This window comes from Sciscionella marina DSM 45152 (genome assembly GCF_000379465.1).
Classification (GTDB): Bacteria; Actinomycetota; Actinomycetes; order Mycobacteriales; family Pseudonocardiaceae; genus Sciscionella; species Sciscionella marina.
This window is the reverse complement of the sequence record NZ_KB905436.1, coordinates 147386-161267: the sequence shown is the minus strand read 5'-3', so window position 1 is coordinate 161267 and position 13882 is coordinate 147386. Positions and strand designations below refer to the sequence as shown.

General features: G+C 69.3%; 10 protein-coding genes. 5 read left to right on the top strand and 5 right to left on the bottom strand.

Going from position 1 to position 13882, the window contains the following annotated elements; translation table 11 throughout:
• Positions 1 to 13: 13 nt before the first annotated feature.
• From A37U_RS0136755 to A37U_RS52325, 4 genes are read left to right on the top strand one after another with little or no spacing between them, the layout of a single operon-like run.
• Complete coding sequence (locus tag A37U_RS0136755; protein ID WP_020501659.1) at positions 14 to 814, top strand: enoyl-CoA hydratase/isomerase family protein; 801 nt, start codon at positions 14 to 16, stop codon at positions 812 to 814.
• Positions 811 to 2898, top strand: a complete 2088-nt coding sequence (locus tag A37U_RS0136750) for an acetate--CoA ligase family protein (protein WP_020501658.1) — start codon at positions 811 to 813, stop codon at positions 2896 to 2898. The genes A37U_RS0136755 and A37U_RS0136750 overlap by 4 nt, the downstream gene beginning before the upstream one ends.
• A 3-nt stretch (positions 2899 to 2901) precedes the next feature.
• Entirely contained in the window at positions 2902 to 4074 is a 1173-nt protein-coding gene (locus tag A37U_RS0136745; protein WP_020501657.1) for an MFS transporter, read from the top strand.
• Positions 4075 to 4093: 19 nt separating this feature from the next.
• Positions 4094 to 4402: a hotdog family protein gene (locus A37U_RS52325; RefSeq protein WP_157183266.1), complete on the top strand. Its 309-nt coding sequence runs from the start codon at positions 4094 to 4096 to the stop codon at positions 4400 to 4402.
• Between the two features lie 43 nt (positions 4403 to 4445).
• Here the strand turns inward: A37U_RS52325 and aceB are convergent, their stop codons facing one another.
• Positions 4446 to 6053, bottom strand: coding sequence for a malate synthase A (aceB, locus tag A37U_RS0136735; protein WP_020501655.1), 1608 nt, complete (start codon positions 6051 to 6053; stop codon positions 4446 to 4448).
• Positions 6054 to 6065: 12 nt separating this feature from the next.
• Entirely contained in the window at positions 6066 to 7331 is a 1266-nt protein-coding gene (gene aceA, locus A37U_RS0136730) for an isocitrate lyase (RefSeq protein WP_020501654.1), read from the bottom strand.
• A gap of 178 nt (positions 7332 to 7509) precedes the next feature.
• On the opposite strand from aceA, the gene A37U_RS0136725 reads away from it, so the two are divergent.
• Complete coding sequence (locus A37U_RS0136725) at positions 7510 to 8937, top strand: short-chain fatty acyl-CoA regulator family protein (protein WP_026197998.1); 1428 nt, start codon at positions 7510 to 7512, stop codon at positions 8935 to 8937.
• A 33-nt stretch (positions 8938 to 8970) separates the two neighbouring features.
• Here the strand turns inward: A37U_RS0136725 and A37U_RS0136720 are convergent, their stop codons facing one another.
• From A37U_RS0136720 to A37U_RS0136710, 3 genes are all read right to left on the bottom strand, one after another.
• The gene (locus A37U_RS0136720) at positions 8971 to 9423 is read right to left on the bottom strand and encodes a hypothetical protein (protein ID WP_020501652.1); all 453 of its coding nucleotides are present in this window, start codon (positions 9421 to 9423) and stop codon (positions 8971 to 8973) included.
• A 104-nt stretch (positions 9424 to 9527) separates the two neighbouring features.
• Positions 9528 to 10772: a lanthionine synthetase C family protein gene (locus A37U_RS47190; RefSeq protein ID WP_051111831.1), complete on the bottom strand. Its 1245-nt coding sequence runs from the start codon at positions 10770 to 10772 to the stop codon at positions 9528 to 9530.
• Positions 10769 to 13825, bottom strand: a complete 3057-nt coding sequence (locus tag A37U_RS0136710; RefSeq protein WP_020501650.1) for a lantibiotic dehydratase — start codon at positions 13823 to 13825, stop codon at positions 10769 to 10771. The genes A37U_RS47190 and A37U_RS0136710 overlap by 4 nt, the downstream gene beginning before the upstream one ends.
• Between the last annotated feature and the right edge of the window lie 57 nt (positions 13826 to 13882).

Below are 13882 nucleotides of genomic sequence, written 5' to 3'. Positions count from 1 at the left end.
CAAGGAGTTCGCGATGTCCCCTGGAATCCGGGTCACCGATCAGGGCGCGGTCCGCGTCCTGACCATCGACAATCCCGCGAAACGCAATGCTTTCGCCGCCGCGATGGCGCCCACCCTGCTCGCCGAACTCGACCGCGCCGATACCGATCCGGGTGTGCGGGCGATCGTGCTGACCGGCACTCAGGGCTGTTTCTCCTCCGGGCACGATCTGCAGGAGGTATTGGAAAAGCCGGAAACCGCGGGGGATCCGGTGGCCAATGCCGCGTTCAGCAAGCCATCGGAGATCAACACTCCGGTGATCGCCGCGGTGGACGGTCCCGCTTACGCTGCCGGGTTCATCCTCGCGCTCAACTGCGATCTGCGCGTGGCGAGCCCGGGGGCGCGGTTCTGCGCGGTCGGCGCCGCGATCGGACTTGTCCCGGTCGGCGGGCAGCTGAGCAGGCTGCTGGATCTGGTGGGTTATCCGGTCGCGTTCGAATGGCTGGCCACCGCGGCACCTTTCGGTGCCGAGGAAGCCCTGCGGCACGGATTCGTCAGCCGCGTCCAGGAGGACGCGTTCGTGGGGGCACTGGCGCTCGCCGAATCGCTCGCCGCGGTTTCACCCGCCGTGGTCGCCGCGGTCAAGGCCGGGCTCTCGCACACCATGAGCCACGGAGCCGATGCCGGACGGGCGGCCGAACCGCTGCTCGCCGCCCTGGTACGGGAACTCCCGGACGGCACCGAGGGTGTGAACTCTTTCCTGGAACGCCGCCCGCCCGCCTATCCCGATGTGCCCGCCGATCATCACGAGCGCATCGGTGAGGTGCTGGCATGACGCAGACCGGGCAACGGCTGCGCGAGGACGTGATCCGCGAGCTCGCGATCCGCTACGGTATTCCGGCGAACCCGGTCGAATTCGCCGCCACCGCACGGCAAGCGGGCGAGATCGGGAACCGGATCGGCGGCCCGCTCGCGATCAAACTGCTCGCCGATTCCGTGGTGCACAAGAGCAAAGCGGGCGGGGTGCTGCTGGATGTGGCACCCGCCGAGGCGGAAGCGGTCGTGCAGCGGTTGTTCGAAACCCAGCGTGCCAGGGGAGTCGTGGTCCGCGGGGTGACCGTGGAGCCGATGATCGAACTCGGCCCGGAGGCGGTCGTCGGTGCGCTGCACGAACCCGGATTCGGGCCGGTGGTGATGGCCGGCTCCGGTGGAGTGGACGTGGAGACGCTCGGCGATGTGGCCTTCGCCCTCGCCCCGTTGGATACCAGGTCCGCTACCGCGCTGCTCGACCGCACCCGGATCGGCGCCGTGCTGCGCAACCGGTTCCCGCGCGGGTACGAGCAACTGGTCGAACTGCTGCTGCGGGTGGGCGGGCCCGGGGGTTTGCTGCTTTCCGAGCCGGTGGACCAGATCGACCTCAACCCGGTGGTCATCGGGGCCGAGCGGATCACGGCGGTGGACGCGCGGGCGGTGGCACGCGAACGGTCCGGTGCGCGGCAGCTGCCCGACCCCGCCACGGCATACGAACAACTGCGCCCGGCCGTGTACCCGGAATGCCTCGCCGTGCTCGGTGCCTCCGCCGATCCGGCCAAGATGGGGAACCGGGCCGTGCGCACCGTTGTCGAGCACGGTTTCCGCGGACCGGTGTATCCGGTCAGCCGCTCCGCGCGTGAGGTACACGGCCGCACCGCGTTCGCCTCGATCGCCGAACTGCCCCGTGGGATCGACCGGGCGGTGCTCGCGTTGCCCGCCGCGCTCGTACCGGAAACGCTGCGCGAACTCGCCGCGATCGGCACGAAGACCGCGCACGTCTACACCGCGGACACCGGTGACCTCGCGGAGGCGGTCGCGGACACCGGGTTGCGCGTGCTGGGCCCGAACTGCATCGGGCACTACAGCCCGCATGCGCGCATGACCATGATCGGCCCGAACGCTTCCAGCACCGAAACGGGCTCGATCGCGTTCGTCTCCCAGTCGGGCACCTACGCCGGGGATGTGGTGCGCCGCGGTAAGGAACTGGGGCTGCGGTTCAGTTTCGTCAGCTCGGTCGGCAACTGCGACGACGTGTCTCCCGCGGAACTGCTCGCATTCTGCGCCGCGGATCCGCGCACCACGCTGGCCGCCTTCTACCTGGAGGACGACAGCGACGCGGGCCGGTTCTTCGCGCTCGCCGAACGCATCGACATTCCGGTGGTGCTGTTCAAGGGCGGGCGCAGCACGGCCGGGGGAGCAGCGGCCGCCTCGCACACCGGCGCGCTGGCCAGCGATCCGCAACTGCTCCGCGATGCCGCGGCGGCCGCCGGGGTGATCCTGGTGGAGAACCTGGACGAGCTGCTGGACACCCTGCTCGTTGCGCAGTACGCACCCGCGCTGACCGGGATCGGCTTGGGCCTGGTCGGCAGCGGGGGCGGGGTGGCGGTGGTGGGTACCGACACCGCGGGTGAACACGGGCTGGCCGTGGCCCCGCTTTCCGCGACCACCACGGATGCCCTGGCCCGGTACGAGGCGCCGGGCAGCAGCCTGAGTAATCCGGTGGACATTCCGATCTGGTCGCTGTACGACGAAACCGGTCCGTTCACCGGTGCCCTGGCCCGCGCGCTCGCCGCGGATCCCGCGATCGACTGCCTGTGCGCCTATCTGGATCTCGGCACGGTGTACGACCTCCACGCCGGTGCCGAGGCGGCCGCGCTGATCCGGGCGCTCACCGAGCAGCTGTGCGCGGCCGAACGCGCCGAAGTCCCCCTGGTCCTGGTGCTGCGCAGCAGTTTCAGTGCCGAGCAGGAGGAACTGGTGCGGGAACTGCGCGCCACCGCGGCCGGGTACGGGGTGCCGCTGCTGGATTCGGTGGAGCGGGCGATCGCCGCACTGGGGCGGGTCGGCGCGGCGAACCGGTTCCGCGCGGATTCCGGGGAGCGCTGAGGCGTGCCGCGTTCCCGGATCGCGCTGTGCCTCATCGCCCTGGCCACGTTCGCCTCGATGAGCGTGTGGTTCTCTGCTTCCTTCGTGGTGCCCCAGCTGCAGGTGCTCTGGCAGCTGAGCAGCGGCGAATCCGCGCTGCTGACCATCGCGGTGCAGCTCGGTTTCGTGCTCGGTGCGCTGCTGCTCGCCGGGACCGGGCTCGCGGACGCGGTACCCGGGCGGCGCCTGATGAGCTGGGGCGCCCTGTGCGCGGCGCTGGCGAACCTGATCCTGTTGTGGTCCCCCGGTTTCGTCCTCGCCCTTGTGTTGCGCGCGCTCACCGGAGCCTGCCTCGCCGCGGTCTACCCGCCCGCGCTCAAGGAGGTGTCTTCCTGGTTCCGTCAGGGAAGGGGGATGGCGCTGGGCATCATGATCGGGGCACTGACCCTCGGATCAGCGGCGCCGCAACTGATCAAGGCCTCCGGCGGGCTCGGCTGGCAGGTGGTGATCGTGGCCACCTCGGTGCTGACCGCGCTGGGTGGTGTACTGGTCCGGTTCGTGCGCGGCACCGGACCCTATCCGTTCCCGGTGTCCACCTTCCGGCTGCGCTCGGCGTTCCGGGCGATCCGGCACCGCCCGGTGATGCTCGCGAACCTCGGCTATGCGGGGCACATGTGGGAGCTGTACGCGATGTGGGCCTGGATCGGCACCTTCCTCTCCCGGTTACCCGGGATCTCCGCGCGCGGTGCCGCGATGGCCGCGTTCGCCTGCATCGGGGTCGGCGCGCTCGGCTGCCTGCTCGGCGGGCGGATCAGCGACCGCTTCGGCCGCGCGCCCTCGGCGCTGCTCAGCCTCGCCTGTTCGGGATCGGCGGCGGTCGTGCTCGCGTTCAGCGGCGGATTCCCGGGCTGGCTGGTCGTGCTCATCGGCGCGTTCTGGGGATTCTGGGTGATCGCCGATTCCGCCCAGTTCTCCGCCATGGTCACCGAAAGCGCCGACCCGCGCTATGTCGGCAGCGCCGTATCACTCCAACTCGCGCTCGGCTACGTCACCACCGCGGCCACCATCTACCTGGTGCCGGTGCTCGCCGAACACGCCTCGTGGAGCGCCGCGCTGCTGGTGCTCGCGATCGGCCCGCTGTTCGCCATCGCCGCACTGCTCGCCTACCGCAGAATCCCGAAGGAGCGCACCGCATGACCGCGTGGACCACCACCCGATGAACGGGCCGCTGCCGCGTCGATATTCGGGCACACCGTCGTGCACGGCGGGGTGCTGTCCGCGACTCACCAGTGAGACCGGAGGTCGGTCTGGTATCCATCGGTACAGCATCAGCGGGCTGATCACTCAGGACCTGCCCGGACCGGGGGCCGTGTTCCTCGGCGCGGAATGGCGGTTCGAGAAACCCGTGCGCATCGGCGAACAGATCACCGGCGAGGTGGAAGTACTCGAAGTCCGTACGGACAAACCGATCTGGATCCCCGCACCGACCGGGACGATCCTCACCTGTACCTCGATGCTGGACTGAAAAGCCGTGGCGGCACCGGTTCCGGTGCCGCCACGGCCTCGGCTCAGCCGATCTCGGTGAGGTGGTTGGCGTAGGCGGCCGTGGTGAAAAAGCTCGGCAGCTTCTCCTGCAGCGCCGTCTCCACCAGGATGGCGCGCGCATCGGTGAGCCGGTTGCCCGCGCCCAGTTCCGCGCCGACCGCATCGAGTTCCTCGGCCAGCCACTCCCGCACCAGGGGCTCGGTCAGCACGGTGCCGTCCTCGAGCTTGGTGCTATTGCGGATCCACTGCCACAGCTGGCAGCGCGCGATCTCCGCGGTGGCCGCGTCCTCCATCAGATCGAAGATGGCCGCCGCCCCGGTGCCGCGCAGCCAGGCATCGAGATAGCGCAGTGCCACGCCGATGTTGGATCGCACTCCCTGTTCGGTGACGGTTCCCGCGGTGGCCGCGATGGCCAGCAGATCGGTTTCCCGCACCCGCACATCCTCACGCAGCCTGGTGAGCTGATTCGGTTCACTGCCGAGGGTTTCGTCGAACACCTCACGGCACACCGGCACCAGTCCCGGATGGGCGACCCAGGAACCGTCGAAGCCGTCCCCGGCCTCGCGCTGCTTGTCCTGGCGGACCTTCCCGAACGCGCGCTCGTTCGCCTCCGGGTCCTTGCTCGGGATGAACGCCGCCATGCCACCGATCGCATGCGCCCCGCGCCGGTGGCAGGTGCGCACCAGCAGTTCGGTGTAGGCGCGCATGAACGGCACGGTCATGGTCACCTGGGCGCGGTCCGGGAGCACATAGTCGGCCCCGCGCGCGCCCAGATTCTTGATGACGCTGAAAATGTAGTCCCAGCGGCCCGCGTTCAGCCCGCAGACGTGCTCGCGCAGTTCGTAGAGGATCTCCTCCATCTCGAAGGCCGCGGTGATCGTCTCGATCAGGACGGTGGCCCGGATGGTTCCCCGCGGGATGCCGAGCTCGTCCTGGGCCATGGTGAACACCTCGTTCCACAGCCGCGCCTCGTGCCGATTCTCCAGCTTCGGCAGGTAGAAGTACGGCCCGCTGCCGGTGGCGATGAGCCGGCGCACGTTGTGAAAGAAGTACAGCCCGAAATCGAGCAGGCTCGCCGAAATCGGGCGCCCGTCGATCCGGATGTGTTTGTCCACGAGGTGCCAGCCACGTGGCCGGGGCACGATGACCGCCGGGTCGGCGCCGAGCTCGTAGTGCTTCCCGCTGTCGCTGACGAAACTGAGATCGCGCCGGATGGCGTCGTAGAGATTGCGTTGCCCGCCGATGATATTGGCCCAGGTCGGCGAGGTGGCGTCCTCGAAATCGGCCAGCCAGACACGCGCCCCGGAATTGAGCGCGTTGACCGTCATCTTCTGTTCGGGCGGGCCGGTGATCTCCACCCGGCGATCGGTGAGATCGTGCGGCGCGGCGGCCACCTGCCAGTCCGGGTCCTCCCGGATCCGCGCGGTCTCCGGCGGGAATCGCAGTGATCGCTTGCCCGCGGCGAGCTTTTCCCGCGCCTGCCTGCGTTCATCGAGCAGTTCGCAGCGGCGGGCGGCGAAGGCATTGTCCAGTTTCGCCACGAACTCCAGCGCGGCCGGGGTCAGGATCTCGTCGAACCGCTCACCGCTCGGGCCGTTGACCGTGATACTGCCCGCGAGTGTGCTCGGCATGGTGCACCTCCCCTAGAACTGTGCGGTCTCGGTGGAACCGGCGAGCGCGGTGGTGGTGCTCTCCGGATTGAGCGCGGTGGCCACCAGGTCGAACCAGCCGGTGCCCACCTCGCGCTGGTGTTTGGTCGCGGTGTACCCACGCTCCTCATCGGCGAACTCGCGCTGCTGCAGGTCCACATAGGCGGGCATGCCCTCGGCCGCGTAGCCCTTTGCGAGGTCGAACATGGAGTGGTTCAGCGCGTGGAACCCGGCAAGCGTGATGAACTGGAACTTGTAGCCCATGTGCCCGAGTTCGCGCTGGAACTTCGCGATCGTGGCGTCGTCCAGGTGTTTGCGCCAGTTGAACGAGGGGGAGCAGTTGTAGGCGAGCAGCTGGTCCGGGTACTTGGCCTTGATTCCCTCGGCGAAGCGGCGGGCCACCTCCAGGTCGGGTTCCGAGGTCTCCATCCACAGCAGGTCCGCGTACTGCGCGTAGGCGAGCCCGCGCTCGATGCACGGCTCGATCCCATTGCGCACCTTGTGGAACCCCTCGGAGGTGCGCTCCCCGGTGAGGAATTTACGGTCCCGCTCGTCCACATCGCTGGTGAGCAGGGTCGCGGCCTGGGCATCGGTGCGCGCGATGATCAGCGAGGGCACATTGAGCACATCGGAGGCGAGCCGGGCCGCGTTGAGCGTACGCTCGTGCTGCTTGGTCGGGATGAGCACCTTGCCGCCGAGGTGCCCGCACTTCTTCTCCGAGGCGAGCTGGTCTTCCCAGTGCACCCCGGCGGCCCCGGCCGCGATCATGCCCTTCATCAGTTCGAAGGCGTTGAGCGGTCCGCCGAATCCCGCCTCGGCATCGGCGACGATCGGGGCGTACCAGTCGATATCGGTGTCGCCCTCGGCATGCGCGATCTGGTCGGCGCGCCCGAGCGCGTTGTTGATCCGGCGCACCACGGCGGGTACCGAGTTCGCCGGGTACAGGCTCTGGTCGGGGTAGGTCTGCCCGGCGAGGTTCGCGTCCGCGGCGACCTGCCAGCCGGAAAGGTAGATGGCCTTGAGCCCGGCGCGAACCTGTTGCACCGCCTGGTTCCCGGTCAGCGCGCCCAGCGCGTGGATGTAGTCGTTGTCCTGTAGCAGCCGCCACAGCTTCTCCGCGCCGACCCGGGCCAGGGTGTGCTCCTCGACCAGGCTGCCGCGTAGCTTGAGCACGTCCTCGCCGGTGTAGGAGCGTTCGACACCCTGCCACCGGGGATCGGTGCGCCACTGCTCGGCGAGTTCATTGCCGCGTTCGCTCATGTCCACTCCTTGCGAATTCTGTTACTGCCGGTTGCGTGTCTCCGAGCATGGCAGCGCGCACGATTCGCTGCTATAGCTCCAATTCGCCAACATGTGCGAATCTTCTCGCCCGGTTTTGCAAATCTTGCGAAGGTGAACTTTGCTAGACTTCGCGGAAACGGACCAGCAGGAGGACACGGTGGACAAGACCTACGCCGGGGCCAAGCTCCGCCACCTGCGCGAGGCACGCCGGATCAGTCAGGCCGAGCTGGCGCGGCTGCTGGAGATCTCGCCGAGCTATCTGAACCAGATCGAGCACAACTCCCGCCCGCTGACGGTTCCGGTGCTGTTGCGCATCACGCAGACCTTCGGGGTGGACACCGAGTTCTTCGCCAGCGAGGACACCACGCGACTGGTGGCCGATGTTCGCGAGGCGCTGCTCGACGAGGCCGTCGGGGTGCAGCCGAGCAGCGCCGAACTCAAGGAGCTGGCGGGCAATATGCCGAACATCGCCCGGGCCCTGGTCCGGCTGCACCGCGGTTACCGCAACGCCGTGGAGAACACCGCGGCCCTGGTCAGTGAGAACGGCACCGGAACGCACGGCAGTTCGGCCGGGTCCGCGCTACCGCACGAGGAGGTGCGGGATTTCTTCTACGAGCGGGAGAACTACATCGGTGAACTCGACCGGCGGGCCGAACGGATGGCGGGCACGCTGTCCCTGCGTCCCGGCGAGACCCACCGCATGCTGGAGGATCTGCTGCGCGAGCACTACGGCATCCGGGTGCATACGGTGACCGTCGAGGCGGACGATGGGGAACAGCACCGGTACGAGCCGGACGGCAAGACGCTGCGCCTGGCCTCCAGCCTGCGGATCGGCCAGCGCGCCTTCCGGATGGCCGCCCAGATCGCGCTGCTCGAGTACGACGAACTGATCAATGAGCTCGCGGATTCCTGGGCGTTCTCCGGCCCGGCTGCGCGTTCCCTCGCCCGGGTGGGGCTGGCGAACTACTTCGCGGGCGCGCTGATCCTGCCCTATCGCACGGTGCTGGAGAAAGCCGAGGAATACCGCTACGACATCGAACGGCTCTGCGACTATTTCGGAGTCGGTTTCGAGACGGTCTGCCACCGGCTTTCCACCCTGCAACGGCCCAAGGAACGTGGCATCCCGTTCTCTTTCGTGCGGGTGGACCGGGCGGGCAACATGTCCAAACGCCAGTCCGCGACCGGTTTCCACTTTTCCCGGGTCGGCGGGGCCTGCCCGCTGTGGGACATATACCAGGCGTTCAGCTCACCCGGCCGGATCATCACCCAGATCGCCGCGCTCCCGGACGGGAAACGCTACTTCTGGATCGCGCGCACCGTGTCCCGCAATATCGGCGGCCACGGCAGCCCCGGCAAGACGTTCAGCGTCGGGCTCGGCTGCGAACTGCGGTACGCGCGCAGGCTGGTGTACTCGACCGGGCTCGATCTCGACGATCCCGCCGCCGCGACCCCGATCGGCATGGGCTGCAAGGTGTGCGACCGGCCCGCCTGCCCGCAGCGCGCGTTCCCCACCATCGGCAACCAGCTCACCGTGGACGAGAACACCAGCACCTTCGTGCCCTATCCCGCCGTCCCGAGACGGTGAGCGGGCGGGAGGCGGCCTTCCCGCCCGCGTGCCTCACAGGTCCGCGAAGGCGATCCACATGTTCGCGTTCGGGTCCCAGCCGACGACCTTGTTGGGCCAGCGGTGATCATAGTCGGGAACATTTCCCGGATAGTTCTGCCAGCCGGTTTCCGCGCAGGCGATTTCGGTGAGGCAGGACTTGATGTTGTACTGCGCGGCGGTCGCGAACTTCGCGTTCTCCGCGCGGCAGCCACCCGGTGCGGGCACATCGTGGGTCATGACCTGCCCGGAAAGCGCCCGGAACCGGATGCTGCGCGGCCCTTCCACGCTCGGTGTGGAACCGAACCACGGGGAGGTCCATTCCCCGATGATGTCGTTGACCGGGCGCCATTCCCCATTGCAGTCGGTCACCCGTGGTGTGGCCGGGGCGCTCGCGGCCAGTGCCGGTCCGGAAAGTCCGGCCGGCAGGGCGGCGGCGCAGGCGGCCACCCCGACAGAACGCTTCATTCTTTTTGAGAACCGAATTCCTCTTTTGTGAAGGTTTACCGAGCATAGGGTGGAATCGGATCCGGACAACAGCCTTTCGAGTCCCGTGGAATACCGGCAAGACCTCAGCCCACGAGCAGCACGGAATCCCAGCCGCTCGCGGGTTTCGGGTCGGCCGCGCAATAGGCGTGCATGGCGAGCGCGATACCGGCGGCCCCGGTGAGGAAACCGGGTTCGTCGGTGGGCGGGGCGCCCGGCCGGGAGTGTTGCCGGTAGCCGAACGGCAGACGAGGGTCGAATTCGGAGAAGACACGTCCGGCGATCCGATCGAGCACCGCGCCGAGCCCGCATTCGGGGTCGTCGGCCTGAATCCGCCCGAGCACATGCAGCAGACCGGCCCAGCCGTGGCACAGCCCGGTATCGCGAACCTCCCAGCGGAAATCGGGCAGGGTGGCCAGGTCCCGCACGGCCCCGCGGACGAGGACGAGCCAGTCGATGCGGTGCAGAGCGAGCCCGGCGAGCTGGATGGCCCTGGCGATTCCCGGCCTGCCGTAACACCAGGATTCCCGGCTGCGCGGGCTCGCGGTGAGCCGCTCGCCGTCCAAGGTCAGGGTCGGCGGCCAAAATCGGGCCGGTCCGTCCATATCGGACCACTCGGTGAGGAACGCGACGATCCGCGCCATCGCCGCATCCTGTTCGGGTACCCGGATTCCCGCCGTCCAGGTGCCGGCCAGCAGGGCGAGCGGCCCGCCGATCCCGTGCGCCATACCGAGATTCACGTGCCCGCCGCCATGTTCCTGCCCGATGACCGGGCCCTGTTCGGCCCACCAGCCCGGCAACGTGACGCCATCGCGCCGGATGGGGCGAACCAGCCGGACGAGCGAGGCCAGGATCTCGCGCAGCAGGGACTCCGCTTCCCCGGTGCGGCGGCGGAACAGATAACTCCCGAGCCCGGTGAGTCCGGAGACGAGATCGAAGGCGCGCACGGTGCGGACGGTTTCCCGGGCGTCCAGGCGACGGCGCTCCTCGTCCAGCCGGGCCCGCACGATCGCGAAGACCGAGCTGTCCAGTCCATCGAGCAGTGCGGTGTATTCCTCCTCGTGCTGGGCCGCGCAGCAGGCGGCGAAGGCCAGCGCGGGAATGCCGTCGAAGAGGGTGTGCGGGGAAGCGGCGGACAGGGATCGGTTGGCGGCGGCGAGGTGGCGGTGCGCGAGGGCCCGGAACTCCGGTTCGTGCCTGCCGAGTTCGGCGTAGAGCAGCGCGAGCCCGCCCTCGCGTTCCAGCAGCGAACGCTCCGGCCCCGGCGCGATCGCGGGTTCCGCGAGCCGTTCGGAAAGCGTCCCGAGCACCGAATCCAGGCTCCCGGTCACGAGCGCGCCGCCGCGGCCCGGCCCCGATAGTGCGCGGCGATCCGGCTCGCCACCGCGTGCACCCGGTTCTCCGTCTGCCGATCGCCGCCGAGCAGCCGATTGTGGTGCATGTGCAGCAGGCTGTTGACCGTGGCCCGGAAATGTGGCTCGTCCTGCTCCGCGGCGCGCAGGCGTTCCCCGTACCGCGCGAACACCGGGCGGCGCCCCGCCAAAGCCTGCCCCATCCTCGTACCCGGCTCGCCCGCGTCCCGGTTCAGCACGGCCTCGGTCAGCTGCACCGCCTGCCGCACATGCGCGGACATCCCGTCGTAGTGCTCGATCGGGATCTCGTCGTACCAGTGCACCCATCGCGAGTCCAGGCAGCGCAGCAGATCGGCGAAACCGACGGCGCCGAGCACGATGTCCGGACAGGCCTCGGCGTCCGGCAACCGAAGCAGCCCCAGCACCGCTCTGCTGTCCGCGCAGAAGACGTGCTCGGCCACGTCCAGCGTTCCGGGGCCGCCGTAGCGGTCGATCTCCGGTTCGTAGGTGTCCAGCACCAGTACCCGGGCCAGCCCGGCGGCACGGAGCTCGGCCATCCAGGAATGCAGTGCGGGCAACAGATCCTGGTTCAGGGATGCGGGCTCGCCGTGCATGCGGATACGCAAGTGATCCTCCGGATCGGTGTACCGGACGAAAAACCAACGGTCCACTGTGGACGGAACGGAGTCCAGTAACCGGGGGAGGTGTTCGGCGAGGATTTCGTTGTGCTTGGCCCGCCCGCTGTAGACCTTGGCATAGAGCCAGTCTCCGCCGGGTGCCCGGACCGAACGCGGACTGGCCGGGGTCCACGGCCCACCGTGGGTGACCGGTTCCGGAGTGTTCGCCGCGAGCGGGATCACGATTTCGTTGGCGTGTCCGCCGAGCCAGCCGAACGGGGAGTCGCCGTCCCCGATCGGCTCGCTGACCACGAGATCCGGTTTGCGGCGCAGTTCATCGGCGAACAACCGGCGATGCAGCGGAGCCCGCAGGTCCAGCGGCAGGCTGTGATCGGCGAGCTTGGCGTGCACATGTTCCGGAACGCCCGCCCGTTCGCGCCAGCGGTCCAGTTCGCGTCCCCAGTCCGCGGATTCCCGGACCGCGTCGACGAGCCGCGCGGGTGGGCGCCAGCTCGCGGGCGCCAGCACCGTGCGCCCGTGCTGCACGCGGGGCAGGTGTGGCAGGCACTGCAGCGCACCCCAGTCCCAGGCCCGCAGGGTGCGAGTGGCTGCCGCGCTGATATCGCCGAGCAGCCGCGCCGCGTTCGGGGCGCGCTTGCGCGGATCGAGCATGTGCGGGGTGAGCGCGGTGAGCCGGCGCCGATCGCGCAGGGACACCACGCGCAGCCCATCCGGTTCGGCGACGATTCCGATCTCGTCCAGGCCGAGCACGGATTCCGCGGCACGCTCGGCGAACCCGCCGATGGTCAGGGTCCGGTCCAGCACGGCGGGCACCCTGGTCACGTTCGATAGCCGGCCACCCGCGGGCTGGAAGGCGAGCTGCACGGTCGCCGAATCCCGGGACTCGGCCGCCAGCACCGTGGCGAGCTGTTCTGCTCCGTCCTCGAACAGGTAGGCGAACCGGCCGAGCATCGCCCCGGCGTGCTGCCCCATGGCCGGGGCGAACAGCAGCAGGAAATCGCCGCGGTCGAGCGCCGCGGTGGATTCGGCATGCAGGCCGAAGGCCAGTTCGACGGTCGCCGGGAGTGGGGCGGGCGGACCGTCCGGTTCGAGCGCGGTGATCGTGTCCGCGTCCAGCAGGATCCGGTCGTCTCCGCGCAGTGCCTGGAAAACCAGCTCACCGATCCGCTCCTCGCGCGCGGTGTCCGGCTCCGGAACGGGCGGGCGCCGGCGGCTTTCCGCGGGGAGCACATATCCCGCGGGTGGGCCGATTCCGCGTTCCGGATCGAGCACTTCGGTCACCGGAACGATCGCCCCGATTCCGTACCTGTCCAGGAAATGCGCGTGGTACTCGGCCAGATATCCGGGGACCCCGTCCGCCGGTGAGATCCGGAGCAACGCGGTTGCCGCGGCCTCCGCCTCGCGCGCGATTCCGTGCGGGAGCGCGATTTCGGTGGCCAGGCGCAGATCCACCTGCATCGGCGGGGCGGTGCTTTCCGGGCGCAGTTCCCGTGCCGCGGTCCGGGCCGCCGCGCAGGCCGCACGCCCAGCACCGGGCGGGGCCTCGGCGAACTCCGCGAACAGCTTCCCCAGGGTGCGCAGTCCCGCCGCTTCCGGTGCCGGTGTCCGGTCGAGCACGGTGACCGCGTGGGTCAGCGGGTCGGTCTCATAGGGTGGCGGTGGCAGTTCGGTGCACAGCAGCCCGTGCGCGACCAGCTCGGCCAGCAACGCTGCGATGCGCGCGGTGCCGGTGTTCGGATAGGCGGCCCGGATGCGTTCGGTGAGCTCGCCCGCCATGATCGGTTCCCGTGCGGCGGCCATGGCGATCCGTACCGGGGGAGTCGCGCGCACCGATTTCTCGCTCGTCCGGGAATCGGCCGTCTTGTCCATCGGTGTGTACGGGAGTACGAACCGGCCGCCGCGCTCGTAGCAGAGATCGTTCACGCACACCCGCAAGTGACGAAGCACCTCGGGACGGGTTTCCAGGTCACCGAGCAGAGTGCCGAGCCATTCACCATCCGGGCGCACCCGTTTGCCGTGCTCCGGTGTGCCGGTGACCCGGGCGTGTTCGGCGAAGTGCCCGATCGCGACCCCGGCCAGCAGCCCGAACGGGGTCGGTCTTCCGGTCATCCGCAGCAGATAGCGGCAGGCAGCGAAGGTGGCGCGGCGGAGTTGCCCGATCCCCACCGGCTCGCCGTCGTCCACCCGGCGCAGCACCGCGGCGAGCGAATCGCTGGACACCTCGAGTGCTTCCCGCACCACCGGATCGGCCGTGTTCTCGCGCAGGATCGCGGTCAGTGCGGCGGGTTCGTCCCCCTCGGCCGGATCGGGGACGCGCACGAGCCCGGCCGCTCGGTCCCGCGGGAGCGCGGAGGCCCGCAGATACATCGTGTTCCCGGCCGAAAAAAGGGACATCTCCACCAATCCCGATCGAGGCGGCCGGTCATTTCTCCCACCGTGCGGACACGGCGG